Origin of the sequence: Streptomyces sp. CC0208 (genome assembly GCF_003443735.1) — a bacterium.
Classification (GTDB): Bacteria; Actinomycetota; Actinomycetes; order Streptomycetales; family Streptomycetaceae; genus Streptomyces; species Streptomyces sviceus.
In genome coordinates this window covers 2,935,982-2,962,120 of record NZ_CP031969.1, presented here as the reverse complement: position 1 = coordinate 2,962,120, position 26,139 = coordinate 2,935,982, and the positions used below count along the sequence as shown (strand labels likewise).

Sequence of the window (26,139 nt, the reverse complement as noted above, 5' to 3'; positions counted from 1 at the left end):
GCCCCCATTGTGACCTGCGCGGTCACTTCAGGCGCTCCCGGATCCGGCCCCGCAGCCAGGCCATCGTGAAGCCCCGCGGATCCACCTTGCCCGGCTGCCACTCCAGGTGGCCGATGACCGACCGTTCCGTCCAGCCGTGGTAGCGGCACACCGCGGCGGAGACTTGCTCGATCGCCGTCAGCTGGGCGGCCGGCCAGGGATCCTCCCCGTCGCCGAGGTTCTCGCACTCGAAGCCGTAGAAGTGGCGGTTGCCGTCGGTGTTGGCCTCGTTGTCGACAGGAAGGGCCTTCTCCGCGATCACCGCGCGCAGGACGTCGTCGTCGCCGAGACCGGCGTGGTTGGCGCGGCCGTAGCCGACGAGGTGGACGGTGCCGTCCTTGGTGATGACGCCGTGGCACAGGGGGCCCGGCAGATCGGTGTAGCCCTTGCGGCACAGCTCGACCGTCGCCGCGCTGCCCTTGGTCACCGTGTGGTGGATCATCACGCCGTGCACCGGTCCCCAGGCGCCGACGTGGTTGCGGTTGTGGTGCTCCCAGTCGCCGACCTCGACGACGGTGGCGCCCTCCGCCCGCAGGACGGCCAGGAATCTGCCTGCGGACATGGGTGAGGCCATGGCTCCCTCCTTCGTGCTGCGTGCCCGCCGCCGACCGCGGCCGGCCCCTACCGGTGCTTGTACCGAAAGCGGCGGACTCCGACTCCTGGTTCGCACAGCGTGCGAGCTGATTCGGACAGCCAAATTCCGTTCATGACAGCGAAATTGATTGCGTGTCAGCGGATAGGAAGCGCGCATATGCCCAGCCTCGCAATGATCCATTCCCCCTCTTTCGTGTAATAGCACCGGCACGATCCGTGAGGAAGGCTTGCTCCTGCACATCGATGCCCGGACGTAGAGCGCGTCCGGGCATGTACCGGGAGGGCAATTCCTTATGTCGGTAGGCGAAGAGGTCCGCACCGAGCAGGACCGGCCGCAGCAGAGCCTTGGCACAGCGGCCGCGCGGAACCTGGCCACCACCACCAAGTCCGCACCCCAGATGCAGGAGATCAGCTCCCGCTGGCTGCTGCGCATGCTGCCCTGGGTGAACGTCCAGGGCGGTACGTACCGGGTGAACCGCCGCCTGAGCTACGCCGTGGGCGACGGCCGGGTGACCTTCGTGAAGACCGGGGACCGGGTCGAGGTGATCCCCGACGAGCTGCGCGAGCTGCCTGCGCTCAGGTCCTACGAGGACGACGACGTGCTCTCCGAGCTCGCCCAGCGCTGCCAGCAGCGGGAGTTCGCCCCGGGCCAGGTGATCGCCTCGTTCGGCGGCCCGACCGAGGAGGTGTACCTGCTGGCGCACGGCCGCGTGGAGAAGGTCGGCACCGGACCCTACGGCGACGACGCGGTCCTCGGAGTCCTCGCCGACGGCGCCTACTTCGGCGACCATGCGCTCCTGGACCCGGACGCCATCTGGGAGTACACCGCCCGCGCGGCCACCGCCTGCACGGTCCTGGTGCTGCCCCGCCAGGATGTCGAGCAGGTGGCGGAGCGCTCCGACGCCCTGCGCGAGCACCTGTGGGAACAGCGGGCGATCCCCTCGCAGCGCACCAACAAGTACGGCGAGAAGGAGATCGACCTCGCGGCGGGCCATGACGGCGAGCCCGACATCCCGCACACCTTCGTCGACTACGACGCCCGGCCCCGCGAGTACGAACTGAGCATCGCCCAGACCGTTCTGCGCATCCACACCCGGGTGGCCGACCTCTACAACCAGCCCATGAACCAGACGGAACAGCAGATCCGGCTGACCGTCGAGGCACTCAAGGAGCGCCAGGAGCACGAGCTCGTCAACAACCGTGAGTTCGGGCTGCTGAACAACTGCGAGTACGACCAGCGGCTCCAGCCGCACGACGGGGTGCCCAGCCCCGACGACCTCGACGAGCTGCTCAGCCGCCGCCGGGGCACCAAGCTGCTGCTGGCCCACCCGCGCGCGATCTCCGCGATCGGCCGTGAGCTCAACAAGCGCGGGCTGGTCCCCGAGACCATCGACGCGGGCGGCAACCGCATCCCCACCTGGCGCGGGGTGCCGATCTATCCGTGCAACAAGATCCCGGTCACCCCGGAGCGGACCACCTCGATCATCGCCATGCGTACCGGTGAGGCCGACCAGGGCGTCATCGGCCTCCAGCAGGCCGGTATCCCGGACGAGATCGAGCCGAGCCTGTCGGTGCGGTTCATGGGCATCAACGAACAGTCGATCATCAAGTACCTGGTGACGGCCTACTACTCGGCGGCCGTGCTGGTGCCGGACGCGCTCGGAGTCCTGGAGAACGTCGAGATCGGCCGCTGGAGGTGACGTCCCCGCGCCGGGGGGCCGTGTCCCCGCCCACCGGGGCGGGTACACCCCGGTCGAACAGCGGGGTGGGGGCACCTTCGTCGAACACCGGGGTGGAGGCACTGCGGCCGGCCTTCGGAGGGGAGACATCTCGGAAGAGCGCGCCCGCCCCCAGCGGAAGCGCCACCGGCCGCGGACTGACCGAGGGGGGTTCCATGGCCGAGTTCACGACGGGCACGCAGGCACTGGTGACGGAAAGGACGCAGGCGCGGGCGCCGGCCACCGGGGGGATGGAGGCGCCGGCCGCCGAGCGTCCCGGGGTCGGGCCACCGGCCGGGGAGAGGGGCCGACTCGACGGGGCCGAGGCGAGCCCGCTTCACGGGCCCGACGCGCGGTCCGAGGCGCAGTCATTTCAGGGGACCGACCCGCCCTCCGAGGTGCAGCCGTTCCAGGGGTCCGGGGCGTGGCCGGTTCAGGGGGCCGACCCGCCCTCCGAGGCGCAGCCGTTCCAGGGGGCCGGGGCGTGGCCGGTTCACGGGCCTGACGCGTCCTCCGAGGCGGAGCCGTTCCAGGAGGCCGACCCGCCCTCCGAGGCACGTCCGCTCCATGGGCCCCACCTGCCGCCCGCAGCGCGTCCACGTCACGGGTCCGAGGCCCGGCCGGAGACGCACGCGCTCGATGGTCAGGAGGCCGCGGTGATCCTGGAGCGGGTCCGGGCGTCGGTCGATCCCGAGCTGCGGGCCGCGCTGGAGTCGCTGCCCGCTTCCCTGCGCAGGGTCGCGCTCCACCACTTCGGCTGGGAGCACGCCGACGGCACCCCGGCGGCGGGCAACGCGGGCAAGGCGATACGGCCCGCGCTCGTCCTCACCGCGGCCGCCGCGCTCGGTGGGGAGCAGGCGCGGGCGGCGGCCGTCCGGGCTGCCGTGGCGGTGGAACTGATCCACAACTTCACGCTGCTGCACGACGACGTGATGGACCGCGACACCACCCGCCGGCACCGCCCCACCGCGTGGACCGTGTTCGGCGACGCCGACGCGATCCTCGCCGGGGACGCCCTCCAGGCCCTGGCGCTCCGGCTGCTGGCCGAGGACCCCCACCCCGCCGCGGCACCGGCAGCGGCCCGGCTCGCGGCCTGCGTCGTAGAGCTGTGCGAGGGCCAGCACGAGGACACCGCCATGCAGGCGCTCGGCCCCGGCGAGGTCACCCTCGACCAGGTGCTCGCGATGGCCGAGGCCAAGACGGGCGCGCTGCTCGGGTGTGCCTGTGCACTCGGCGCGTTGTACGCGGGGGCGTCCGCTGAGGACGTCGGGGCGCTGGACGCGTTCGGCCGGGAGGCGGGCCTCGCCTTCCAGCTCATCGACGACGTGATCGGCATATGGGGCGACCCGAGCCGCACCGGCAAACCGGCCGGCGCGGACCTCGCCGCCCGCAAGAAATCCCTCCCGGTGGTCGCCGCGCTCACCTCCAGCACGGCGGCGGCCGCGGAACTGGCCGAGCTGTACGCGGCGCCGTACGCAGCGGAGGACCTGGCGCGTACGGCCCTCGCCGTCGAGGAGGCCGGCGGCCGCGACTGGGCACAGGCGCAGGCGGCTGACCGGATGGCCCGGGCGATGGGGCAGCTGGCCCGCGCGGTGCCCGATCCGGAGGCGGCGGGCGGCCTGCTCTCGCTCGCGGAGTTCGTGACGCGGCGCAGCGCCTGAGGACCCCGGAGCGCCCGGCACCGCGCGGTCCTGACCCCGCGCGGCCCCCGGGGGTTCCGGCCGACGGGTCCCGCACATCCCCACGGTGTGCGGGGCCCGCTTCCGCATGCTCACCGGATAGTCTCAACACCCTTGTGGCCAACGGTGGTTGCGTTGAAGGGGTGGGGCATGGGCGTGGCGATACGGACGGCCGGCGGAAGCGATCGCGAACGGGTGACGCGGCTGCTGGACGAGGCCTTCCAGGACGATCCGGTCAGTGGGTGGATCTTTCCGGGGGAGGAGTACCGCCGTACGACGCATCCCCGGTTGATGGCCGCGTTCGTGGACATCGTGATGGCCGACGGGCGGGTGGACGTCACGGAGGACGGGACCGCCTGCGCGTTGTGGCTGCCGGTGCCGGCGGACGGGGGTGACGAGCACGACGGCGAGGACGAGTTCGCGGCCCTGCGCGAGGCGCTCGATCCGGGCAATGAGCGCATCGAGCTGATCGGGCGGCTCACGGCCGAGGTGCATCCGGCCGGGCGGGCCCATGAGTACCTGTGGATGATCGGTGTGGACCCCGGGCGCCAGGGGGAGGGACTCGGGACCGCGCTCATCGGGTCGGTTCTGGAACGGTGCGACCGAGACGGGGTGCCGGCGTATCTGGAGGCGAGCAGTGCGCGGAGCCGGGGGCTGTACGAGCGGCTCGGGTTCGAGCTGGTGGAGCGGCCGCTCCAGCTGCCCGACGGCCCCCTGATGTGGCCGATGTGGCGCGAGCCGCGCACCTCGCGATAGGCGGGGAGGGGGCTGCGGCTGTGTGGGGCTGGTCGCGCAGCTCGCCGCGCCCCCCGACCAGGTCACCGGGACGACCGTCCCCACGATCCGTTGCAGCGTCAGGTGCTCCAGGACAGCCGGTTCGGCGGCTACCTGTGCGGCGGCTCCCAGCTCGCGGGCGAACTCCAGCGCACCCCTTGAGCTGGGGTGTTGCGACGACCACTAGAACTCAGGGAAGCGCCCGCGGCCCCTTCGTCCTACCCTGAGGACATGGACAGCGACGAACGCGTCTGTCCCGTCTGCGGACAGCCGGTCGAGACAGTCGTACGGCGTCACAAGACGCTGGGTGCGTGGGTTCCCGTGTGGACGAGCGGCCCGTGCCACAACCCCGAGTGCGAGGCGTCCGCCGACAAGGCCGCCGAGTCCGGCGGGGACCACGGCGGCGCCCGCGCCGGGAAGAGGTCCTGAACCCCTGTCGGGAAAACTTCCCGTTCCCTGTAGAGAATCCGTCCCCGGCTCCGACGTCCCCTGTGAGAACCGCCGAAACGGGCGGCCGAAGCCGAAGGAGCGGAATCATGAAGTACCTGGTCATGGTGCAGGGAACGCAGGCCGACTACGACGCCATGCGCGGCAAGGGCTCCGAGCACTCCCCGGCCTGGAGCGAGCAGGAGATCCAGACGATGTACGCCTTCATGAGCGCCGTCAACGACGACCTGTCCGAGACCGGCGAGATGCTCGACGGCCAGGGCCTCGCCGAGCCCGCGAAGATCCGGCACGTCAGCCGGGGCGCGGACGGCAAGGCCGTGATCACCGACGGGCCGTACAGCGAGACCAAGGAGCTGCTCTGCGGCTACTGGGTGCTGGAGTGCGAGAGCCTGGAGCGCGTCACGGAGATCGCCGAGCGCATCGCCCAGTGCCCCCAGCCCGCCGGCGCCCCCGAGTACCCCGTGGTGATCCGGCCCATCCTGGACGGCGCCGGGGACATCTGAGAACCGTGCGAGGAGCCACCGGGACCGAGGACCTGCTGCGCCTGCACGCGCCGCAGGTCCTCGGCGCGCTGGTCCGGCGGTACGGCCGTTTCGACGCCGCCGAGGACGCCGTACAGGAGGCCCTGCTCGCCGCCGCTGGGCAGTGGCCGTCGGCGGGGGTGCCGGACAATCCGCGCGGGTGGCTCATCAAGGTGGCCTCGCGGCGGCTGACCGACATGCTGCGCGCGGAGGAGGCCCGGCGGGCGCGGGAGGAGCGGGTGGCGGCGCTGAGCGTGCGCGACACGGTGGTCGCCGACCGGGCGCCGCGCGAGGACGACACCCTGTCCCTGCTGTTCCTGTGCTGCCATCCGCAGCTCACTGCGTCCGCGCAGATCGCTCTCACCCTGCGCGCGGTCGGCGGTCTGACCACGGCGGAGATCGCCCGCGCGTACCTCGTCCCCGAGGCGACCATGGCGCAGCGCGTCAGCCGGGCCAAGCAGAAGGTGCGGGGCGTCGGCTTCGGGCGGCCGGACAACTGGGAGGAACGGCTGCCGGCCGTCCTGCACACCCTCTACCTGATCTTCAACGAGGGCCATACGGCGACCTCCGGACCGGCCCTCCAGCGGCGCGACCTCGCCGGCGAGGCGATCCGCCTGACCCGCGCCGTTCACCGCCTCCTGCCCGACGACTGCGAGATCGCGGGCCTGCTCGCCCTGATGCTGCTGACGGACGCCCGCCGCGACGCCCGCACCGGTCCGGACGGCGACCTGGTCCCCCTCGACGAACAGGACCGCGCCCGCTGGGACAGGGCCGCGATCGAGGAGGGCGTCGCGCTGGTCACCCGGGCGCTGGCCCGCCGCCATGCCGGGCCGTACCAGATCCGCGGGGCCATCGCCGCCGTACACGACGAGGCGCCCTCGCCGGAGGCGACCGACTGGCGGGAGATCCTCGGTCTGTACGACGTGCTCGTACGGCTCGTGCCGGGGCCCGTGGAGCGGCTGAACCGGGCAGTCGCGGTCGCGATGGTGCACGGGCCGGAGACGGGGCTCGCGGAACTGGACTCGCTCACCGACGAGTTGGGGCACCGCCTGGACGCCGTACGCGGGCATCTGCTGGAGCGGGCCGGTGCGTACGAGGAGGCGCGGGCCGCGTACGAGTCGGCGGCCGGGAAGACCCTCAGCCTGCCCGAGCAGCGGTATTTGCAGGGGCGGGCGGCCCGGCTGAGGCCTTACCGTGTCGGCATGTCCACAGCGAACCTCATCGTGCACCTGACCGAACGCTCCCTGTGGGAGGAGGCCCGCGCCCGGGGCACGTACGAGATCTCGACGCGCGGCCGGACCCTCCAGGAGGAGGGGTTCATCCACTGCTCGACGCGTGAGCAGCTGCCGCCGGTCGCGGCCTTCCTCTACGGCTCCTACGACGGCCCCGACGAGCTGGTGCTCCTCGTCATCGACCCCGCCCGGCTCGACGTACCGCTGAAGTACGAGGCCCCCCAGCCCGGCGCCGAGGAGTTCCCGCACGTCTACGGGCCGATCCCGGTGGACGCGGTCGTCGACGTGGAGCCGTGGGGGTGAGCGCCGGCCGCCGGTTATGGCGCTGGGCGCTGCTGGTGTGGGTGGCGCTCGTGGTCGTCGCGGGCGGGCTCACGCTCTGGCTGCAGGACTCGGCCGAGCCGCCGGGGCCGTACAGCTGGGAGGAGAACACTCCGACGCCCGCGGTTCCGGAGGAGTGGCCTTCCACGTGCCCCACCCCCACCTCCGACCCCGATGCGGGTCCGACACTCTTCGCCTGCGCGTTCATCTCCTCCCGCTAGGCAGCCCGCCCGTCTCCGGGTCCCGCCCCGTCAGGCAGTACAGGCCGCCCGCCGGGTCCCTCATCACCGTCCACCTCCTGCCCTCGGCGACGAACTCGGCGCCCAGGCGCTCGTGTTCGGCCCGGGTCGCCTCGATGTCCGCGCAGGCGAGGTCGAGATGGGCGGCGGCCGGGCGCTCCTCGCCGAGGCGCTGGAGGAGGATGCGGACCGGGAGGCCGGCCGGCGGCTTGAGGACATGGAATTCGGGCAGTGCGCCGGGCAGCGACTCCCAGTCGGGCAACAGGGCGGCCCAGAAGGCGACTTCGGCCTCGTGGAGGGAGGGCGGGAGGTCCAGGCAGACCTGGTCGAGACGGCTGCCGCGGATCACCGGTGGGCGGGTCGACTGCCCGCGCCAGGGATCGGCGCAGAACAACTGGCCGGCGGGGGAGCTGAGCACCACCAGCGTGCCCTGGTCGGCGACCACGTGCGCGCCGAGCGCCTGCGCCGCCTTCGCGAACTTCCGTACGTCGTCCACGCAGAAGTCGAGATGGGCACCGCCGGGCCCGGAGGCGACGGCCTGGGCCTTGACGCAGGCGTCGGCGCCGCCGGGCGGCACGAGGGTCACGAACTCCCGCCGCTCACCCCGGGGTTCGGACAGCCGTGTGCCGGTGGCGCCGGCCCAGAAGTCGCAGGCCTGAGCGAAGCGGGCCACGGGCCGGTCGACGAAGGCGTACGTCCAGCGGGTAGTCATGCGGTGATCGTAGGCGCCCCGCCTTCGGTAGGCGTCCCTCCTTCGGCAGGCGCCCTTCCTTCGGTAGGAGCCCCTCCTTCAGCAGGCGCCCCTACTTCGGCACCTCCATGAACCGCAGCATGTTCCCCGCCGGATCCCGGAACGCACAGTCCCGCACCCCGTACGGCATGTCCGTTGGCTCCTGGATGACGTCGGCCCCCGACTCCCGGACCCGGGCGAACAACGCGTCACAGTCGGTGGTGGTGAAGTTGACCCCGCGCAGCAACCCCTTGGCCAGCAGCCGTGCCATCGCCTCCTTGTCCGCGGGGGACGCGTCCGGGTCCGCGGCGGGCGGCTCCAGCACGATGTCCACGTCCGGCTGGAGCGGCGAGCCGACCGTCACCCAGCGCATGCCCTCGTACCCGACGTCGCCCCGCACCTCCATGCCCAGGACGTCCCGGTAGAACGCGATCGCCTTGTCGTGGTCGTCCACGGCGATGAAGCAGTTCTTGAGTTTGATGTCCATGGCTTCACGTTAGGCCCGTCGGGGCCTGGTGTGCCTGCGGACCACGCACGGCGGTATCCCGGCGATCTCCTCGTGGGCGCGGGCGCGGTAGGCGCTCGGCGTCTCACCCACCAGTTCGGTGAAGCGCGAGCTGAAGGAGCCGAGGGAGGTGCACCCCACGGCCATGCAGACCTCGGTGACGGACAGGTCGCCCCGCCGCAGCAGCGCCTTCGCGCGCTCGATGCGCCGGGTCATGAGATAGCCGTACGGCGTCTCCCCGAACTCCGCGCGGAAGCTGCGCTGGAAGTGGCCGGGGGACATCAGCGCGGTACGGGCGAGCGCGGGCACGTCGAGCGGCTCGGTGTACTCGCGGTCCATCCGGTCCCGCGCCTGCCGCAGCCGCACCAGGTCCTCGACGCTCACCATCACGCCAGCATCGCACGATGGTCACCAGTTGGGCGCGGGGTCCTGGAACGGGTTTTGCCTCATGTTCGTCCGCCGTATGGAAGCGCTTGTTCCCATGAGAGGCATGGACCACATCACGTTCCTCGTGGCGGTCGTCATCGTCACGGCTCTGGCCTTCGACTTCACCAACGGATTCCACGACACCGCGAACGCGATGGCGACGTCCATCGCGACCGGCGCGCTCAAACCCAGGACCGCGGTCCTGATCAGCGGCGTGCTGAACGTCGTCGGCGCCTTCCTGTCCACCGAGGTCGCCAGGACGATCTCCGGAGGCATCGTGGACGACACCCTGGTCTCGCCCGGGATGATCTTCGCTGGGCTGGTCGGAGCGATCCTGTGGAACCTGCTGACCTGGCTGGTCGGCCTGCCGTCGAGCTCGTCGCACGCCCTGTTCGGCGGGCTGATCGGCGCGGTGTGGGTGGGGGCCGGCTCGCACGGTGTGCACTTCGACAAGGTCGTCGAGAAGATCCTGATCCCCGCGGTGGCCTCGCCGGTGGTGGCGGGCGTGGCGGCGCTGATCGCCACCTACCTCGCCTACAAGCTCACCGCCCGCGCCCGCAAGGACTCGGTGACCAAGGGCTTCCGGCTCGGCCAGATCGCCTCCGCCTCCCTCGTCTCCCTCGCGCACGGCACCAACGACGCCCAGAAGACCATGGGCGTCATCACGCTGACCCTGATCTCGGCGGGTGCCCTCGACCACGACGCCGGGCCGCCGGTCTGGGTCATCGCCTCCGCGGGCCTCGCGATCGGCCTCGGCACCTACCTCGGCGGCTGGCGGATCATCCGCACCATGGGCAAGGGCCTCACCGAGATCCAGTCCCCGCAGGGCTTCGCCGCCGAGACCGCCTCCACCACGGTCATCCTGACCTCCGCCCACCTCGGTTTCGCCCTGTCCACCACCCAGGTCGCCTCGGGCAGCATCCTCGGCGCGGGCCTCGGACGGAAGCTGGCGGAGGTCCGCTGGGGCATCGCCGGGCGCATGGTCGCGGCCTGGCTGATCACCCTGCCGGCGGCCGCGCTGGTCGGCGGCCTCTCCGCGAGTGCCGTCAAGCACGGCGGCAACTTCGGCACGGTCGTCGTCGCGCTGGTCGGTGCCGCCGTCGCCGCGGGCATCGTGCTCATCTCCCGCCGCAACCCGGTGAGCGCGCACAACGTCAACGACGGCCACGAGGTCACCCTCCGCACCGAGCCGCCGGCCCGCGTCGGCACGGCCGCCTGAGCCCTCTTAGGAGTTCCTGTCATGAGCATCGACTGGACCGCACTCGGCCAGGTCACCGCGGTGAGCGTCGGCGTCACCATCGCGGTGGTCGTGGTCTTCGCCCTCGGTGTGCTCGGTCTCGCCCGCTTCGAGGGGGCGCGGGAGGATGGCGGTGGTGGTACGTCCACGCTCGGCATCGCCCAGGCCGGCCTGTGCTTCCTCGCCTGCGCGGCGGTGGTGGCGTACGGCATCTATCTGATCGTGCCGCAGTTCCACTGATCCACCGAGAGGAGAGGGGAGCAAGGTGACCCCGCTGCTGACCGACCTGAAGGTCGACTACACCGACCCCGACGACCCCGTGCTCATCCGCCCGGACGGCAGCCCGATCGACACCTGGCGGGAGAACTACCCGTACGCGCACCGCATGGAGCGCAAGGAGTACGACTGGCACAAGCGGCTCCAGCAGATCGAACTGCTGAAGCTGCAGAGCTGGATCAAGGAGACCGGGCGCCGGCTCGTCATCGTCTTCGAGGGACGGGACGCGGCCGGCAAGGGCGGCACCATCAAGCGCTTCACGGAGCACCTCAACCCGCGGGGCGCACGTGTGGTCGCGCTGGAGAAGCCGAACGAGCGCGAGCGCGGACAGTGGTACTTCCAGCGGTACGTCGAACATCTGCCGACCGCGGGAGAGATCGTGCTGTTCGACCGGTCCTGGTACAACCGGGCCGGTGTGGAGCGGGTCATGGGCTTCTGCTCCGACGACGAGTACCGGCGCTTCATGCGGCAGGCCCCGCTGTTCGAGCGGATGCTCGTCGACGACGGCGTGGACCTGCTGAAGTTCTGGTTCTCCGTCTCCCAGGGCGAGCAGCGCACCCGCTTCACCATCCGGCAGATCGACCCCGTACGGCAGTGGAAGCTCAGCCCCATGGACCTCGCCTCCCTGGACCGCTGGGACGACTACACCGCCGCGAAGGTCGCCATGTTCCGTGAGACGGACACCCAGTTCGCGCCCTGGACGGTGGTCAAGAGCAACGACAAGAAGCGGGCCCGCGTCGAGGCCATGCGCAGTGTGCTGGCCCGCTTCGACTACACCGACAAGGACGACGAGGTCGTCGGCACGCCCGATCCGCGGGTCGTGGGCGCGGCTGCGGGACTGCTGGAGGCGGGCGAGGCCTAGGTTCCACGCGGGCGGGGAGCCGGAGCACACGGGCAGCGACCACGCCTGAGTACCCGTACTCAGGCCGGGGGCGGTATCCGGCTCTGGTCCGCGCGAGGCGGCTTCTCGATGATGCGATCCACCGCGTCGAAAGAGGAGCCCATGGTTCGTGACCTGCAGCTGCGCTCAGCCACTCCGGAGGATCTCGACTGGATCCACGAACTGCGCCACCGGGTGTACGCACAGGAGTTGGGCCAGCATCCGCCGGACCCGGCGGGGCGGCTGCGCGACGGTCTCGACGGTGACAACGTCTACCTCGTCGCGGCACGCGGAACGACCCGCATCGGCTTCGTCAGCCTGACCCCGCCCTGGCTGGGGCGGTTCGGACTGGACAAGTACCTGACCCGCGACGAACTGCCCGCGCTGGACGGCCACGACGTGTTCGAGGTGCGCATCCTCACCGTCGAGCCGCGCTGGCGCAGCACCTTGGCGGCGCCCCTGCTGATGTACGCGGCGCTGCGCTGGATCGCCTCCCGCGGCGGGCGCCGGGTGGTGGCGATGGGGCGAACCGAGGTGCTCGACATGTACCGGGCCGTCGGCCTGCGCCCGGCCGGCCGTACGGTCCGCAGCGGGGCGGTGACGTTCGAGGTGCTGACCGGCGGTGTGCCCGAGCTGACGAGGCGGGCACGGGAGCGGTACGGCAGCGCGCTGGAGCGGTTGCGGTCCGTGGTGGATTGGCGCCTTGACATGCCGTTCGCGCCCCGGCCGGACGGCTGCGAGCACGGCGGTGCCTCGTTCACCGCCGTCGGCACGGACTTCCGCACCCTGCAGCGGCGGCACGACATCGTCATGGCCGACGTGCTCGACGCCTGGTTCCCGCCGGCCCCCGCAGCGCGGGCGGCCCTCGCGGAGGACCCGGCCTGGGCCGCCCGTACCTCGCCGCCGTCCGGTGCCGAGGGCCTGACGGCGGAGATCGCCGCTCTGCGGCAATTGCCCGCGGAGACCCTGGCGGTGGGCGCCGGTTCGTCCGACCTGATCTTCCGGGCGTTCGGCCGCCGGCTGACCCCGCAGAGCCGGGTGCTGCTGACCGACCCGTGCTACGGCGAGTACGCCTATGTCACGGAGCGGGTGATCGGATGCCGGGTGGACCGGTTCCCGCTGCGCCGCGAGGACGGCTGGCGGATCGACCCGGACCGGCTGTCCGCCGTCGTCGACTCCGGCCGCTACGACCTCGTGGTGGTGGTCAACCCGAACAACCCGACGGGGCGGCACGCGCCGGCGTCCGGGCTGCGCGCGCTGATCGAGGCCGCGCCGGACCGCACGCACTGGTGGATCGACGAGGCGTACCTGGGCTATGTGGGCCTGGAGGAGTCACTGGCCGGCTTCGCCGCGACGGACCCGCGGGTGACCGTCTGCACCTCGCTGTCGAAGATGTACGCGCTGTCCGGGCTGCGGGTCGCGTACGCGGTGGCAGAACCGTCCACCGCGGCGGAACTGCGCCGGTGGACCCCGCCGTGGCCGGTCAGTCTCCCGGCCCAGCTGGCCGCCGTGGCGGCGCTGCGCGACCCGGAGTACTACCGCGACCGCTGGCTCGCCACGCACGCGCTGCGCGGTCGACTGGCCGCGGACCTCGCCGGCCTGGCGCACGATGTGACGGTCGAGGAGTCGGTGGCGAACTTCCTCACCGTGACCCTGCCGCCGGGCGGGCCCAGTGCGGCGCGACTGGTGGACGAGTGCCGCCGCCAGGGCGTGTACCTGCGCGATCTGTCGCCGCTGTCGCCGCGCTACGAGGGCCGTACGGTGCGCATCGCAGTCCGGGACACCGCCGAGAACGCGCGCATCGTGGCCGCGTGCCGGGCCGCACTGGACGTGTTGCGGCCGGCTCTCGCCACGAGCTCCGGCCGATGACCACCGTCGCCTCTCTGGCGCCCTTCCTCGGCGGGGCGCTGGCGCTGAGCGGTGTCGCGGTGGCGGTGTCCCGGCGCCGCGAGCTCATGGTCCGGTGGTGCGCCTGGGCGGTCGGGGTGCCGCTGGTCACCGCGGCCTTCTGGTGGGGCGAGCCGGGTACCGCGGCCGTCGCCGTCGTGGTCGGGGTGATCGCGGTGCTGGAGTTCGGCGGGCTGATGCTGCTGGGCCGGGTGGACCGTGCGGTGCTGGCCGCGGCGGTGGCGGGTGTGGTGCTGACCGCCTGGCTGGCGCCCGGAGAGGTGCTGCGGGCGCTGGCGGTCGGAGCGCTGGCGGTGGCCGCGGTGCCGTTGGTGGGCGGCGACGCCGAGCAGGGGCTGCGCCGGCTCGGTGCCGGGCTGCTCGGGCTGGCCTGGCTGGGCGTGCTGGCCGCGCTGGTGCCGCTCGGGGCGACCGGGCTGGCACTGTTCGTGGCGGTCTCGGTCGCCGACATCGCGGCGTACTTCGCCGGGCGACGGCTGGGCGGGCCGCGCTTGTCGCCGCTGTCCCCGGCCAAGCGGTGGAGCGGGACCCTGGCGGGGGCCGCGGCCGGGCTCGGCGTACTCGCCGGACTGTCCGCGCTGACCTGGCCGATGGCGCTCGCGGTGGCGGTCGGGGGACCTGCCGGGGACCTGCTGGAGTCCATGATCAAGAGAGGGGCGCGAGTCAAGGACGCGGGCCACTGGCTGCCGGGCTCCGGCGGCCTGCTGGACCGGATCGACTCCCTGCTCGTGGCACTGGCGGTGCTGCTCGTGCTGAGCTGAGGTGCTGCAGCACGGCACGAAGAAGGGGCTCGCCGGCCGCGAGCCGGTCGAGCCCCTTTCCGTCAGCTTGTCGCCCTAGGCATTCTTGGTCTCCCAGAAGATCTTGTCGATCTGGGCGATGTAGTCCAGAGCCTTCTGACCGGTGGCCGGGTCGGTCGACGCCTTGGCGGCCGAGAGGGCCTTGAGGGCGTCGTTGACCAGCTGGTGCAGCTCCGGGTACTTCTCGAAGTGCGGGGGCTTGAAGTAGTCGCTCCAGAGCACGGAAACGTGGTGCTTCGCGAGCTCGGCGCGCTGCTCCTTGATGACCGTGGCACGCGCCTGGAAGTGCGGGTCGTCGTTGGCGGCCATCTTCTCCTGCACGGCCTTCACCGACTCCGCCTCGATGCGGGCCTGGGCCGGGTCGTACACACCGCAGGGCAGGTCGCAGTGTGCGCTGACCTTGACCTTGGGGGCAAACAGGCGGGAAAGCATGGAGCATTCCTTCCTCGTGATCGTCTTCTCAGGTGCGACATTACTCCCTGGGAGAGCTGAATTCGCGGGTGCCCCCATGGGCTTAGGACAAAAGTCCGGGGTCAGACTGAGACTGGTGGATGAACGTACCGGGGAGGTGCCGGGGATGCCGGAGCTGTCGCAGGAGACCGAGCGGGGGAGGCCGCTGCTGCCCTTCGTGGGGGTGGCCGAGGTGACCGGGCCGTCGATGGTGCCCACGCTCCGGCACGGGGACCAACTGGTCGTGCACTGGGGGGCCAGGGTCGTCCCCGGTGACATCGTGGTCCTGCGGCATCCCTTCCAGCAGGACCTGCTCGTCGTCAAACGGGCCGTGGAGCGGCGCGAGGGCGGCTGGTGGGTGCTCGGCGACAACGCGTTCGCGGGCGGCGACAGCACGGACTACGGCGTCGTACCGGAGGAGCTGGTGCTGGGCAAGGCCCGGCTCAGGTACCGGCCGTTCGGGCCCGCTCAGCGCTCGCCGCTGGCCGCCGTGCGCTGGGCGCTGTCCGCCGTACGGCCCGTCCTGCCTGACCGGTCGGCCTCCAGGCGCTTGCGGGCGCGGTAGGCGGCCACGTTGGCGCGGGTGGCGCAGCGGTCGGAGCAGTAGCGCCGGGAGCGGTTCGTCGAGGTGTCGAGGTAGGCGTTGCGACAGGGCGCGGCCTCGCACAGGCCGAGCCGGTCCACGCCGTACTCGGTGAGGTGGAAGGCCAGACCCATCGCCGCGATCGCCGCGTACCCGGCGGTGGCGTTGGACGGGTGGTTCGCCAGGTGCATGTGCCACAGCGGGCGGCCGTCGTCGTCGCGGAAGTCGTGCCCGGAGATCTGCGGGCTCACCGGGAACTCCAGCAGGAGCGAGTTCAGCAGGTCCACCGCGAGCGTCTCGTCGCCGTTGTCCGCCGCCTCGAAGACCGACCGCAGCCGGGCCCGGACCGAACGGAACCGGGTGACGTCGGCGTCGGTGGCACGGCGGGCGCCCGTGCCGTTGCCGCCGAACAGGTCGCGGACGGCCTCCACCGAGGTCAGGGTGTCCTTGCCCCGGGCCGGGTCCTCGCTGTTGACCAGACGTACGGCGTAGTCCGAGTAATAGGCCAGTTCCACTTGTAGTCCTTACGGAGGCGTTCTATCGTCGTGGTGCGGTCGGGTAACAGCTGATCGTGCTTCCAGGGTATTACGACAGTGAGTGGACAGGGGGCTCCCATGACGACTGGTCTCGGAACCGACTGGCAGGCCTGGCAGGAGAGCTGGGACCGGCAGCAGGAGTGGTACATGCCGGACCGCGAGGAGCGGTTCCGGGTCATGCTGGACATGGTCGAAGCCCTCGTCGGGCCCCGGCCGCGCGTGCTCGACCTCGCGTGCGGCACAGGCAGTATCACGGCCAGGCTGCTCGCCCGGTTCCCCGAGGCCACGAGCACCGGGGTTGACCTCGACCCGGCGCTCCTCGCCATCGCCGAGGGCACCTTCGCGGACGACGAGCGGGTCACCCTCGTCACGGCCGACCTCAAGGACCCGCACTGGCCGTCGAAACTGCCGTACGACTCCTACGACGCCGTCCTGACCGCCACGGCCCTGCACTGGCTGCACAGCGAACCCCTCGCGGCCCTCTACGGCCGGATCGCGGAACTCGTCCGCGACGGCGGTGTCTTCATGAACGCCGACCACATGATCGACGAGACCACCCCCCGGATCAACGCGGCCGAACGCGCGCAGCGTCACACGCAGATGGACCAGGCCAAGCGGGACGGCGCCCTCGACTGGGCGGCATGGTGGCAGGTCGCCGCCGAGGACCCCGTCCTCGCCGGACCGACGGCGCGCCGCTTCGAGATCTACGGCGAGCACGCCGACGGGGACATGCCGTCCGCCGCGTGGCACGCACGCGTGCTGCGCGACAAGGGCTTCGGGGAGGCCCGGCCGGTGTGGTGCTCGCCGTCGGACACACTGCTGCTCGCGCTCAAGTAGGCGGCCGGGCGGCCGGGCGGCTACGCGCTCATGCGCTCATGCGCTCATGCGAAAGGGGCGGTACGGGATGTCCCGTACCGCCCCTTCGACGTAGTACCGCTAGAGGACCTTCGACAGGAACGCCTGGGTGCGCTCGTGCTGAGGGTTCGTCAGGACCTCGCGGGGGTCGCCGGACTCGACGACCACGCCGCCGTCCATGAAGACCAGGCTGTCGCCGACCTCGCGGGCGAAGCCCATCTCGTGGGTGACGACGACCATCGTCATGCCGGACTCGGCGAGGTCGCGCATGACGTCGAGGACGTCACCCACCAGCTCCGGGTCGAGGGCCGAGGTCGGCTCGTCGAAGAGCATCAGCTTCGGGTCCATCGCCAGCGCCCGGGCGATCGCCACCCGCTGCTGCTGGCCGCCGGAGAGCTGAGCGGGGTAGCTGCCCGCCTTGTCGGCCAGGCCGACCTTCTCCAGCAGCTCCCGCGCACGCTCCCGGGCCTGGGCCCGGCTCGTGCCCTTGACCTGGACCGGCGCCTCCATGACGTTCTCGACGGCCGTCATGTGCGGGAACAGGTTGAACCGCTGGAACACCATGCCGATGTCCCGGCGCTGCAGGGCGACCTCGCTGTCCTTGAGCTCGTACAGCTTGTCGCCCTTCTCGCGGTAGCCGACCAGCTCGCCGTCGACGTAGAGCCGGCCGGCGTTGACCTTCTCCAGGTGGTTGATGCACCTGAGGAAGGTCGACTTGCCGGAGCCCGAGGGGCCGATGAGGCAGAAGACCTCGCCGGTCTTCACCTCCAGGTCGATGCCCTTGAGGACCTCCACCAGGCCGAAGGACTTGTGGACGGCCTCGGCCTTCACCATGGCGGTCACGTCACACGCTCCTCTCGCGACTGAAGGCCATCAGGTTGACCCTGATCTTCTGCCACGGCGTCGGCGGCAGGCTCCGGGACGAACCGCGGGCGAAACGGCGCTCCAGGTAGTACTGGAAGACGCTGAACACACTGGTCATGACCAGGTACCAGATGGACGCCACGAACAGCATCTCCATCACGGCGTACGAGGTCGAACCGATGGTCGAGGTGGCGCGCAGCAGTTCGTTGTACGTCACCGCGTACACCAGCGACGAGGTCTTCAGCATGTTGATGAACTCGTTGCCGGTCGGCGGCACGATCACCCGCATCGCCTGCGGGATCACGATACGGCGCAGGGTCTTGCCGTGGCTCATGCCGAGCGCGTGCGCGGCCTCCGTCTGGCCCTCGTCGACGGCCATCAGACCGGCGCGGCAGATCTCCGCCATGTACGCGGCCTCGTTGAGGCCGAGGCCCAGCAGGGCACACATGAACGGGGTCATCACGTCCGTCATCTCGTCCTTGTAGATCGGACCGAGATTCAGCATCGGGAAGATCAGCGCCAGGTTGAACCAGAGGAGGAGCTGGACGTAGACCGGGGTCCCGCGGAAGAACCAGATGTAGGCCCAGGCCACCCAGCTCGTCACCGGGTTCTTGGAGAGGCGCATCACGGCCAGCAGGACGCCGAGGACCACGCCCACGATCATCGCCAGGATGCTGATGAGCAGGGTGCGGCCGGCACCGGCGAGGACCGTGGAGTCGAACAGCTTGTCGCCGACCGCGCTCCACTGGATCTTCTCGGCGGTGGCGAACGCGTTGACCAGCAGGGCCACCAGCGCCAGCACGATGACCGCGCTGACGTAGCGGCCGTAGTGGCGGACCGGGATGGCCTTGATGGTCTCCGGCGCGAGGGAGGCCCGCGGTGGCGTGTCCGCCGGCTCCTTGTCGATCTTCTCAGTCACAGTGACTGCCCTTCAGTGGTACGGGGTCCGTCACTTGCCGCCGTTGACCGCGGCCTTGTCGACGGCGCCGGTCTGGGCGCCCCACTTGTCCAGGACCTTCTTGTACGTGCCGTCCTGGATGATGGCGTTCACGGCCGCCTCCAGGGCGCTCGTGAGCTCCTTGTTCTCCTTGTTCACGGCGATGCCGAACGGACCGGCGTCGACCTGCTCGCCGACGACCTCGAAGGCGTTGCCGCCATCGGCCTTGCGGGCGATGTCCACGGCCACCGGGTAGTCGTTGACGCCCGCGACGGCGCCGCCCGACTTCACGCGGGTCTGGGCCTCGGTGTCGTTGTCGAACGACTCGATGTCGAGCTTCTTCTTGCCGGCCGCCGTGCACGCCGTGGACTGCTTCTGCAGGGCCTGCTCGTAGGTGGTGCCGTGCTGCACGGCGACCTTCTGGCCGCAGAGGTCCTCGATCGAGCCGATCTTCTTCGGGTTGCCCTTCTGGACGTAGATGGCGGTGCCGGCCGTGAAGTAGTCGACGAAGTCGACACCCGGGCCCAGCTTCTTGCCCTTGTCGTCCAGACCCTCCTGGCGCGCCTTGGTGTCCGTGATGGAGGACATGGCGACGTCGTAGCGCCCGGAGTTCAGGGAGCTGATCAGGCCGTCGAAGGAGCCCGAGGTGAACTGGAACTCCACGCCCAGCTGCTTGCCCAGCGCGGCGGCGATGTCGGGGTCGACGCCGACGATCTTGCCGCCCTCCTGGTACTCCATGGGGGCGTACTCGGCGTTGGTGCCGACCTTGATGACACCCGCCTTCTGGATCTTCGCGGGCAGCTTGTCGAACAGCGGGGCCTTGCTGGACGACGACGACTCCTTGCTGCTGCCGCCGCTGTCCGTCTGGTCACCGCAACCGGTGAGAATCAGGGCGCCTGCGACCGCGATCGCACCTACCGCGGCTGTCCTGGTGCGCGCGGCGGTCGTACGACGGGTGGAGCTTGCGGTCATGGTGGGTTCCTCCGGCGGATGGGTGGAGTTGCCGATGGGCGGGGCGGCTGCCGATCAGTCCGGCAGCGCTGCCTTCATTCCTCAGGTCGACGAGAGCACACGCCTTCGAGTGCCGCGACCTCGTTTGATGACGGCATCTTGCCATTCGGACTGGACCATTCAGGGCGCCGGTCACATCAAAATCGCATAACGGGTGGCCCCCGAACCGCACCATGTCCGTACATCACGGCCGGACCATCTGCGGGAATCTGGCATTCCGGCCGGAAGATCTGCGGTGCCGGACGCGGAGCGAGGGGCCGGACCGGGGCGGACCGCGGCCGGTTGATCGGCTCTCCGGTGATCGTCAAGGGCCTGCCGATGGTTTGTCCGGATGGCCTCCCATGATTCATGTCACCGCCCTCCGATGATCGATGATCGATTTACGTTCCGGCATGTGACCTTGGACGTATTGGACTCGTCCTCGACGCCGGTCGTCCGGTAAGAAGGTTCTTTACACCCCTCATCCGGGGCTCAGGGCGCGTGTGCGGCGCGCCCGTCGCGTGCCGGCCCGTACGCATCAGTGATCAGGGCCGTACGCGGTGCCCGCCCACTTCTCAACCAGGAGTGGCCACCCTCAAACCATGAAGACCTAAGGGGTAAGACAAAGTGGCAGCGGAGATCGTCAATCCTCGCAGCGACAGCGATACGGGACAGGACGGAGGGGCCGAGCCCCTCGATTCCTTCGACCCCGCGTTCGCGCTGCACCGCGGCGGCAAGATGGCTGTGCAGGCCACCGTGCCGGTCCGTGACAAGGACGACCTGTCCCTCGCGTACACGCCCGGCGTGGCGAAGGTGTGCAGCGCCATCGCCGAGCAGCCGGACCTCGTGCACGACTACACGTGGAAGTCGTCGGTCGTCGCCGTCGTGACGGACGGTACGGCCGTGCTGGGGCTCGGTGACATCGGGCCCGAGGCCTCCCTCCCGGTGATGGAGGGCAAGGCGATCCTCTTCAAGCAGTTCGGCGGAGTGGACGCGGTTCCGCTCGCGCTGGCCTGCACCGACGTCGACGAGATCATCGAGACCGTGGTCCGACTCGCGCCGTCCTTCGGCGGCGTGAACCTCGAGGACATCTCGGCTCCCCGGTGCTTCGAGATCGAGCGGCGGCTCCAGGAGCGGCTCGACATCCCCGTGTTCCACGACGACCAGCACGGGACCGCGGTCGTGACGCTGGCCGCCCTGCGGAACGCGGCGCGGCTGAGCGGGCGCTCGATCGGAGACCTGCGTGCCGTCATCTCGGGTGCGGGTGCCGCGGGTGTGGCCATCGCCAAGATGCTGGTCGAGGCGGGCATCGGGGATGTTCTGGTGGCCGACCGCAAGGGTGTCGTGTCGAGTGACCGGGACGACCTCACGCCCGTGAAGCGGGAAGTGGCCGGGTTCACCAACAAGGCGGGCCTGTCCGGGTCGCTGGAGGACGCGCTCGCGGGTGCGGACGTCTTCATCGGCGTGTCCGGCGGTACGGTCGCGGAGTCCGCGGTCGCCTCCATGGCGAAGGGGGCCTTCGTGTTCGCGATGGCCAACCCGGACCCCGAGGTGCACCCCGAGGTCGCGCACAAGTACGCGGCCGTGGTGGCCACCGGGCGGTCCGACTTCCCGAACCAGATCAACAATGTGCTGGCGTTTCCGGGGATCTTCGCGGGGGCGCTGCAGGTGCGTGCCTCGCGGATCACGGAGGGCATGAAGATCGCGGCGGCGGAGGCGCTGGCGGCGGTGGTCGGTGACGATCTCGCGGCCGACTATGTCATTCCGTCGCCGTTCGACGAGCGGGTGGCTCCTGCGGTCACGGCGGCGGTTGCTGCGGCGGCTCGGGCGGAGGGTGTTGCTCGTCGCTGAGTAGTGGTGCTTGGTGTGAGGGGTCCCGTCCGGGTGGGTTTCCGGGCGGGGCCGTTTTTTGCCTTTGGGTGGGGCTGATTGGGGGGCGGGGGCGGGTTGTGCGGGTGCGGGTTGGTGGGGGCGGGCGTTTTTGCGCAGTTCCCCGCGCCCCTGATGCCTGCGGCGCAGCTGCGGGTTCGGTGGGGGCTTGTGTAGCGCGTGCGGTGTGGTTTGGGGTCGGGGCCGGGGTGGGGGGTGTCCGTCCTCGGTCCGGCGGCTCGGTCGCTTCAGAAGGGGCCCTGTAATGGACGCCGGCCGCTGCGGGCGGACACCCCCCACCCCGTCCCCTTCCCGCCGTACGCGGCGAACGGTCCATCGTGGCGCAGGTGACTGCAACCCCCTAGGGGCGCGGGGAACTGCGCGACCAGCCCCCAACGACCTGCAGCCGCCCCAAAACCGAACCGGCACCTCCATAGGCGCCCGGCCCAAGCCCAGCGCAGCTGCCCGCACCCGCCCGACAACCTGACCCGGCACCCACACAGGCCCCCCGCCCAAACCGCAACAGGGCGTGTGTCACAACGCGTCCCGGTTCCGTCGCACCGTCGGCGGACCTATCGTCAAGGTCATGTTCGCTGTCTACGCCGCCCGAATCGACCGCGACAACCCCCTCTCGGGACTGGAATTGGGGGAGCGCCCGGCCCCCGCAGCCCGTCCGGGTTGGAGCGTCGTCGATGTGAGGGCCGCTTCCCTGAATCACCATGACCTCTGGTCCCTGCGCGGCGTAGGCCTCGCAGAGGACAAGCTTCCGATGATCCTCGGCTGTGACGCCGCCGGTGTCGACGAGGACGGCAACGAAGTCGTCCTGCACTCCGTCATCGGGCAGAGCGGGCACGGGGTCGGTCCCAAGGAGCCGCGGTCCATCCTCACCGAGCGCTACCAGGGGACGTTCGCCGAGCAGGTGGCCGTGCCGACCTGGAACGTGCTGCCCAAGCCGAAGGAGCTCTCCTTCGCGGAGGCCGCCTGTCTGCCCACGGCCTGGCTGACCGCGTACCGGATGCTGTTCACGAACGCCGGGGTTCGGCCCGGTGACTCCGTGCTGGTGCAGGGGGCGGGCGGCGGTGTCGCCACGGCCGCGATCGTGCTCGGGAAGGCCGCGGGTCTGCGGGTCTTCGCCACCAGCCGGGACGAGGCCAAGCGGAAGCGGGCGCTGGAGCTCGGGGCCGTGGAGGCGTTGGAGTCGGGCGCGCGGCTGCCACAGCGGGTGGATGCCGTCATCGAGACGGTGGGTGCGGCCACGTGGTCGCACTCCGTGAAGTCGCTCAAGCCCGGCGGCACGCTGGTCATCTCCGGTGCCACGAGCGGTGACCGCCCCTCGCACGCCGAACTGACCCGGATCTTCTTCCTGGAGCTCAAGGTCGTGGGCTCGACCATGGGTACCAAGGACGAGCTGGAGGACCTGCTCGCGTTCTGCGCGGCCACAGGTGTGCGGCCCGTCATCGACGAGGTGCTGCCCATGGACCGTGCCCGTGAGGGCTTCGAACGGGTCGCGTCCGGTGAGCAGTTCGGGAAGGTCGTGCTCACGAACGGTTGATCCCCCCTCTTCTTTCTCGTCTGCGGCCGGTCCGGGTTCGGATCGGCCGCAGACTTTTGTCAACTGTGGTTGACGAGTGGGTCATGTCAACGTAGGTTGACATCATGACCGAAGCAACGGATCTCGCCGAGCGCGCCGGTGACCGTGACCCCCGGGTAGGCCTACGTGCCGTCGCCGCGCTGCGCAGGCTGCTGGAGCAGCTGGAGTCGGTGCAGGTGCGCAGTGCGCGCAATCAGGGCTGGTCGTGGCAGGAGATCGCCGCGGAACTCGGAGTGAGCAGGCAGGCCGTGCACAAGAAGTACGGGAGGCATTGATGTTCGAGCGGTTCACGAAGGACGCCCGGGCCGTGGTCGTGGGCGCGGTCGAACATGCCGAGGGGGTGAGCGCGGGGGCCGTGGACGCCGGGCACCTGTTGCTCGCCCTGCTGGACCGGGAGGCCGGCCGGGCCTCCTTCGCCCTGGCCGCTCTCGGGCTTGCGGAGCGCGGGGATGCCGTACGGGAGGCGCTGGGTGAGGCGCGGCGGCGGGCCGGGCTGTCCCAGGCGGACGCCGAGGCGCTGGCCGGGCTCGGGATCGACGTCTCGGAGATCGTCGCGCGGGTGGAGGAGGTGCACGGGGTCGGAGCGATGTCCGGCGACCGGAAGAGCGGAGGGTGGCGGGCCGGGCGACGCTCTTTCGGGCGGGATGCCAAGGAGATCCTGGAGAAGGCACTGCGTATCGCCGTGGCCAGGCGGGACCGCCATATCGGCGACGAGCACATCCTGCTGGCCCTGACGGTCAGGCCGGGGGTGCCTGGAGAGGTGCTCGCCGATCACGGGGTGACCTACGAGTCGGTTGTGCGCGTCCTCTACGGCGGGGGAGAGGCGAAGGCCGGCTGAGGGGGGGGCGACGGGGGCGTCATGGCGAGCGCTCCGGCGGTGCGGCAGCTGTGCGTGGGGTGGAGCTGTCGTACCGCCGGAGTTCGGGCGGTTCACGCCTTCGGTGCACGCAGCAGTGCCCCTATGCGGGCCGCCGCCGTTGACAGGTGGCGGCGGGCGTCGTGGAACTGGTCGGTCGTGATGCCGTGGTCGCGGGCCGCGTCACGGATGTCGTCCCGGAAACGGTCGAGCAGACGGTCCAGGTCGCGGGCCGGGTCCCCGGTGGGGTCCTCGTGGGCCCAGGAGGGCTCGTACTCGGCGGGGAAGTCCTCCGGGGTGTGGGAGTACTGGGGGCCGGGCGGGGTTCCGTCCGCCTTCTCGGACCTCGCGCCGCCCCGGCCGAAGCCGAAGTCCTTCCCGAACTCCTTGCCGTAGTCCTTGCCGAACTCGCCGAACTCCTTGGCCAGTTCGGTCAGGCCCTCGCGCACCCCGGTCGGCCAGTCGCCACGCGCGAAGTGGTCCTGGACCTGCTCCTGCACGCGCCGGGCGATCCGCTGCACCTCCTCCTGCGCCTGCTCCCGGGCCCGGTCCTGGGCCTCCTTGGCCTGCCGGCGGGCCCGCTGGGCCTCCTCGCGGGCGCGGCGGCTCTCGTCCTTGGCGCGCCGGGCCTGCTCCTTCCACTCCTGCTTGACGCGGCGCATCTCCTCCTTGGCGACACGCCACGACTCGTTGTCGGCGTACTCCGTGAAGTCCCCGAAAGGGCCCTCGGATTCGGTGCCCGCGCCCTTGCCGGCGCTGCCGGATCCCCGGCGGGCCTCGGTGGCGGCCGCCCGCATCTCGCGCCGCAGGTCACCCGCCGCGCCCCGCACATCGGCCCGGATCTCGGCGGCGAGCTCGGCGACCGACTCGCGGATCTCCAGCTCAAGGTCGGCCAGTTCACCGCTGCGGTCGGCCAGCTCGGCGCGGCCCGCGTCCGTGATGGAGTACACCTTGCGGCCGCCCTCGGTGGTGTGGGTGACCAGGCCCTCCGCCTCCAGCTTCGCGAGCCGGGGGTAGACGGTGCCCGCCGAGGGGGCGTACAGGCCCTGGAAGCGCTCCTCCAGGAGACGGATCACCTCGTAGCCGTGACGCGGGGCCTCGTCCAGCAGCTTCAGCAGGTAGAGGCGGAGGCGGCCGTGGGCGAAGACGGGAGGCATGTCAGAGCACCTTCTTGTCGGTCGTGCCGTCGGCCGGGCCGCGGGTCGGGTCGTTCGCGCGGGCGTCCGTGGGGTCGTCCGCCGGGGCGGGGGCCTCGGCCTGGCCGGAGAGGGAATTGTCCCCCGGGGTGCCGTGTCCGCCGTCCACCGGGTCGGTGGTGTCGGCCGATCCCGCGCCCGTGTCCCCGTCCTTCACGAAGGGATCGGTCTCCCATGGCTCCTCCTCGTCCTCCCGGGGCGGGCGGCCCAGCAGGGCGATGGAACCGGAGACGGTGGTCGCGCGGAGCTTGCCGGTGCCGGCGCCGAGGCGGCCCGTGACCTTGTGGGCGCCCCACTGGCCGCGCACGCGCAGGCCCTCGAAGGCGTTGGAGATCGTCCCGCTCGCGGTGTTGGCCTCCACCTCCGCGTCCGCGGGCTGGGGGAGCCGGATGGCGATCTCACCCGAGACGCTGGTCAGCCGGACGTCGGTGGGACCCTCGGGGTCGAGGTCGACGATCATCGAGCCGCTGACCGAGTCGGCCCGCACGGAGGGGCCGGAGCCCTCCACGACCGTGAGATCCCCGGAGACGGAGTTGAAGCGCAGGTCGCCGGTGACCGCCTGGGCCTCCAGATTCCCGGAAACGGTGTCGGCGCGGACGGAGCCGGAGAGGCCGACGAGGGTTGTGTCGCCGTTGACCCCCTTCACCACCGAGGGGCCGCGCACCCCCGACACGACGGCGGCGGCGCTCACCACGCCCACCTCGACGCGGGTGTCGGCCGGCACGGCCAGCGAGACGACCGCGCTGCGCCGCCAGCCCTTGCGGTCGAGCCACTTGAGGAAGCCCTTCCAGGGCAGGTCCTCGTAGGCCACCGTGAGGGTCCCGCCCTCCTGGGTGACGACCAGAGGCGGTCCCTCGATCTCGGACACCTCCAGGCGGGCGGAACCTTCGTCCGTGCCCACCACGTTCACCGTTCCGTTGACGATGCGTACGTGGAGTTCGCGTACGGGCTCGTCGAAGGTGAGCTTCCTGGGCTCCGTGACGGACCACTCGGACATGGTGCAGACCTCCCCGTAGCAACGCGCCATATCGCGTCTCCTGCAATTCACGATATATCGTGGACGTCGAAAGTCAAGACACTCGTTCT

Annotated in this window: 28 protein-coding genes and 1 pseudogene; 18 read left to right on the top strand and 11 right to left on the bottom strand. The window is 71.0% G+C overall.

Annotation, left to right across the window (positions count from 1 at the left end):
• Window positions 1–22: 22 nt before the first annotated feature.
• Window positions 23–613 carry an N-acetylmuramoyl-L-alanine amidase gene (locus D1369_RS13305; protein ID WP_037901405.1) on the bottom strand — a complete coding sequence of 197 codons (591 nt, stop codon included), beginning with the start codon at window positions 611–613 and terminating at the stop codon, window positions 23–25.
• Window positions 614–926: 313 nt separating this feature from the next.
• Here D1369_RS13305 and D1369_RS13300 point away from each other — a divergent pair, with 313 nt between their 5' ends.
• The 7 genes and pseudogenes from D1369_RS13300 to D1369_RS43800 all read left to right on the top strand — a co-directional run bounded on the left by D1369_RS13300 (window position 927) and on the right by D1369_RS43800 (window position 7,307).
• Complete coding sequence (locus D1369_RS13300; protein ID WP_007384631.1) at window positions 927–2,333, top strand: family 2B encapsulin nanocompartment shell protein; 1,407 nt, start codon at window positions 927–929, stop codon at window positions 2,331–2,333.
• 596 nt (window positions 2,334–2,929) lie between these two features.
• The gene (locus D1369_RS13295; RefSeq protein WP_240436177.1) at window positions 2,930–4,012 is read left to right on the top strand and encodes a family 2 encapsulin nanocompartment cargo protein polyprenyl transferase; all 1,083 of its coding nucleotides are present in this window, start codon (window positions 2,930–2,932) and stop codon (window positions 4,010–4,012) included.
• Between the two features lie 168 nt (window positions 4,013–4,180).
• Entirely contained in the window at window positions 4,181–4,786 is a 606-nt protein-coding gene (locus D1369_RS13290; protein WP_007384633.1) for a GNAT family N-acetyltransferase, read from the top strand.
• Between the two features lie 249 nt (window positions 4,787–5,035).
• Complete coding sequence (locus D1369_RS13285) at window positions 5,036–5,233, top strand: hypothetical protein (RefSeq protein ID WP_007384634.1); 198 nt, start codon at window positions 5,036–5,038, stop codon at window positions 5,231–5,233.
• 107 nt (window positions 5,234–5,340) lie between these two features.
• A complete protein-coding gene (locus D1369_RS13280; RefSeq protein ID WP_007384635.1) occupies window positions 5,341–5,754 on the top strand; it encodes a YciI family protein in 414 nt (137 codons plus the stop codon).
• Window positions 5,751–6,962: pseudogene (locus D1369_RS13275) on the top strand (sigma-70 family RNA polymerase sigma factor); the annotation flags it as partial. The gene D1369_RS13280 and the pseudogene D1369_RS13275, both read left to right, overlap by 4 nt.
• Window positions 6,963–6,974: 12 nt before the next feature.
• Complete coding sequence (locus D1369_RS43800) at window positions 6,975–7,307, top strand: DUF952 domain-containing protein (protein ID WP_237557973.1); 333 nt, start codon at window positions 6,975–6,977, stop codon at window positions 7,305–7,307.
• A gap of 222 nt (window positions 7,308–7,529) precedes the next feature.
• Here the strand turns inward: D1369_RS43800 and D1369_RS13265 are convergent, their stop codons facing one another.
• The 3 genes from D1369_RS13265 to D1369_RS13250 all read right to left on the bottom strand — a co-directional run bounded on the left by D1369_RS13265 (window position 7,530) and on the right by D1369_RS13250 (window position 9,186).
• Window positions 7,530–8,276, bottom strand: a complete 747-nt coding sequence (locus D1369_RS13265; protein WP_007384638.1) for a VOC family protein — start codon at window positions 8,274–8,276, stop codon at window positions 7,530–7,532.
• 91 nt (window positions 8,277–8,367) lie between these two features.
• On the bottom strand, window positions 8,368–8,781 hold the full coding sequence (locus D1369_RS13255; RefSeq protein ID WP_007384639.1) for a VOC family protein: 414 nt from the start codon (window positions 8,779–8,781) through the stop codon (window positions 8,368–8,370).
• A gap of 9 nt (window positions 8,782–8,790) precedes the next feature.
• Entirely contained in the window at window positions 8,791–9,186 is a 396-nt protein-coding gene (locus D1369_RS13250) for a helix-turn-helix transcriptional regulator (protein WP_037901409.1), read from the bottom strand.
• Window positions 9,187–9,289: 103 nt separating this feature from the next.
• On the opposite strand from D1369_RS13250, the gene D1369_RS13245 reads away from it, so the two are divergent.
• The 5 genes from D1369_RS13245 to D1369_RS13225 all read left to right on the top strand — a co-directional run bounded on the left by D1369_RS13245 (window position 9,290) and on the right by D1369_RS13225 (window position 14,287).
• Entirely contained in the window at window positions 9,290–10,444 is a 1,155-nt protein-coding gene (locus D1369_RS13245) for an inorganic phosphate transporter (RefSeq protein WP_037901412.1), read from the top strand.
• Window positions 10,445–10,465: 21 nt separating this feature from the next.
• Window positions 10,466–10,702: a hypothetical protein gene (locus tag D1369_RS13240; protein ID WP_007384642.1), complete on the top strand. Its 237-nt coding sequence runs from the start codon at window positions 10,466–10,468 to the stop codon at window positions 10,700–10,702.
• A 25-nt stretch (window positions 10,703–10,727) separates the two neighbouring features.
• Window positions 10,728–11,600 carry a polyphosphate kinase 2 gene (gene ppk2 / locus D1369_RS13235; protein WP_007384643.1) on the top strand — a complete coding sequence of 291 codons (873 nt, stop codon included), beginning with the start codon at window positions 10,728–10,730 and terminating at the stop codon, window positions 11,598–11,600.
• 141 nt (window positions 11,601–11,741) lie between these two features.
• Entirely contained in the window at window positions 11,742–13,487 is a 1,746-nt protein-coding gene (locus D1369_RS13230) for a histidinol-phosphate aminotransferase family protein (protein WP_007384644.1), read from the top strand.
• On the top strand, window positions 13,484–14,287 hold the full coding sequence (locus tag D1369_RS13225; RefSeq protein ID WP_202477087.1) for a phosphatidate cytidylyltransferase: 804 nt from the start codon (window positions 13,484–13,486) through the stop codon (window positions 14,285–14,287). Before D1369_RS13230 ends, D1369_RS13225 begins: the two co-directional genes overlap by 4 nt.
• A 75-nt stretch (window positions 14,288–14,362) precedes the next feature.
• On the opposite strand, the gene sodN is transcribed toward D1369_RS13225, so the two are convergent.
• The gene (sodN, locus tag D1369_RS13220) at window positions 14,363–14,758 is read right to left on the bottom strand and encodes a superoxide dismutase, Ni (RefSeq protein WP_007384646.1); all 396 of its coding nucleotides are present in this window, start codon (window positions 14,756–14,758) and stop codon (window positions 14,363–14,365) included.
• A gap of 145 nt (window positions 14,759–14,903) precedes the next feature.
• On the opposite strand from sodN, the gene sodX reads away from it, so the two are divergent.
• Window positions 14,904–15,341 (top strand): nickel-type superoxide dismutase maturation protease, encoded by a 438-nt coding sequence (gene sodX / locus D1369_RS13215; RefSeq protein WP_007384647.1) that lies wholly within the window; start codon window positions 14,904–14,906, stop codon window positions 15,339–15,341.
• Here sodX and D1369_RS13210 read toward each other — a convergent pair.
• Complete coding sequence (locus tag D1369_RS13210; protein ID WP_007384648.1) at window positions 15,245–15,874, bottom strand: CGNR zinc finger domain-containing protein; 630 nt, start codon at window positions 15,872–15,874, stop codon at window positions 15,245–15,247. The two genes, sodX and D1369_RS13210, sit on opposite strands and share 97 nt — an antisense overlap.
• Window positions 15,875–15,973: 99 nt before the next feature.
• Here D1369_RS13210 and D1369_RS13205 point away from each other — a divergent pair, with 99 nt between their 5' ends.
• Window positions 15,974–16,732: a class I SAM-dependent methyltransferase gene (locus D1369_RS13205; RefSeq protein WP_037901414.1), complete on the top strand. Its 759-nt coding sequence runs from the start codon at window positions 15,974–15,976 to the stop codon at window positions 16,730–16,732.
• A gap of 99 nt (window positions 16,733–16,831) precedes the next feature.
• Here the strand turns inward: D1369_RS13205 and D1369_RS13200 are convergent, their stop codons facing one another.
• Genes D1369_RS13200 through D1369_RS13190 form a run of 3 tightly spaced genes read right to left on the bottom strand, consistent with a single transcriptional unit; the run spans window position 16,832 to window position 19,523 of the window.
• Complete coding sequence (locus tag D1369_RS13200; protein WP_007384650.1) at window positions 16,832–17,593, bottom strand: amino acid ABC transporter ATP-binding protein; 762 nt, start codon at window positions 17,591–17,593, stop codon at window positions 16,832–16,834.
• A gap of 1 nt (window position 17,594) precedes the next feature.
• Entirely contained in the window at window positions 17,595–18,533 is a 939-nt protein-coding gene (locus D1369_RS13195; protein ID WP_007384651.1) for an amino acid ABC transporter permease, read from the bottom strand.
• 30 nt (window positions 18,534–18,563) lie between these two features.
• Entirely contained in the window at window positions 18,564–19,523 is a 960-nt protein-coding gene (locus tag D1369_RS13190; RefSeq protein ID WP_007384652.1) for an ABC transporter substrate-binding protein, read from the bottom strand.
• 645 nt (window positions 19,524–20,168) lie between these two features.
• Here D1369_RS13190 and D1369_RS13180 point away from each other — a divergent pair.
• From D1369_RS13180 to D1369_RS13165, 4 genes are all read left to right on the top strand, one after another.
• Entirely contained in the window at window positions 20,169–21,392 is a 1,224-nt protein-coding gene (locus D1369_RS13180) for an NADP-dependent malic enzyme (RefSeq protein WP_007384654.1), read from the top strand.
• 604 nt (window positions 21,393–21,996) lie between these two features.
• Complete coding sequence (locus D1369_RS13175; protein WP_007384655.1) at window positions 21,997–22,962, top strand: zinc-binding dehydrogenase; 966 nt, start codon at window positions 21,997–21,999, stop codon at window positions 22,960–22,962.
• A gap of 104 nt (window positions 22,963–23,066) precedes the next feature.
• Window positions 23,067–23,276, top strand: a complete 210-nt coding sequence (locus D1369_RS13170; RefSeq protein ID WP_007384656.1) for an HTH domain-containing protein — start codon at window positions 23,067–23,069, stop codon at window positions 23,274–23,276.
• Window positions 23,276–23,839, top strand: coding sequence for a Clp protease N-terminal domain-containing protein (locus D1369_RS13165; RefSeq protein WP_037901416.1), 564 nt, complete (start codon window positions 23,276–23,278; stop codon window positions 23,837–23,839). The genes D1369_RS13170 and D1369_RS13165 overlap by 1 nt, the downstream gene beginning before the upstream one ends.
• 92 nt (window positions 23,840–23,931) lie before the next feature.
• On the opposite strand, the gene D1369_RS13160 is transcribed toward D1369_RS13165, so the two are convergent.
• Window positions 23,932–25,014: a PadR family transcriptional regulator gene (locus D1369_RS13160; RefSeq protein ID WP_007384658.1), complete on the bottom strand. Its 1,083-nt coding sequence runs from the start codon at window positions 25,012–25,014 to the stop codon at window positions 23,932–23,934.
• Between the two features lies 1 nt (window position 25,015).
• Window positions 25,016–26,050, bottom strand: a complete 1,035-nt coding sequence (locus tag D1369_RS13155; RefSeq protein WP_037903640.1) for a DUF4097 family beta strand repeat-containing protein — start codon at window positions 26,048–26,050, stop codon at window positions 25,016–25,018.
• Between the last annotated feature and the right edge of the window lie 89 nt (window positions 26,051–26,139).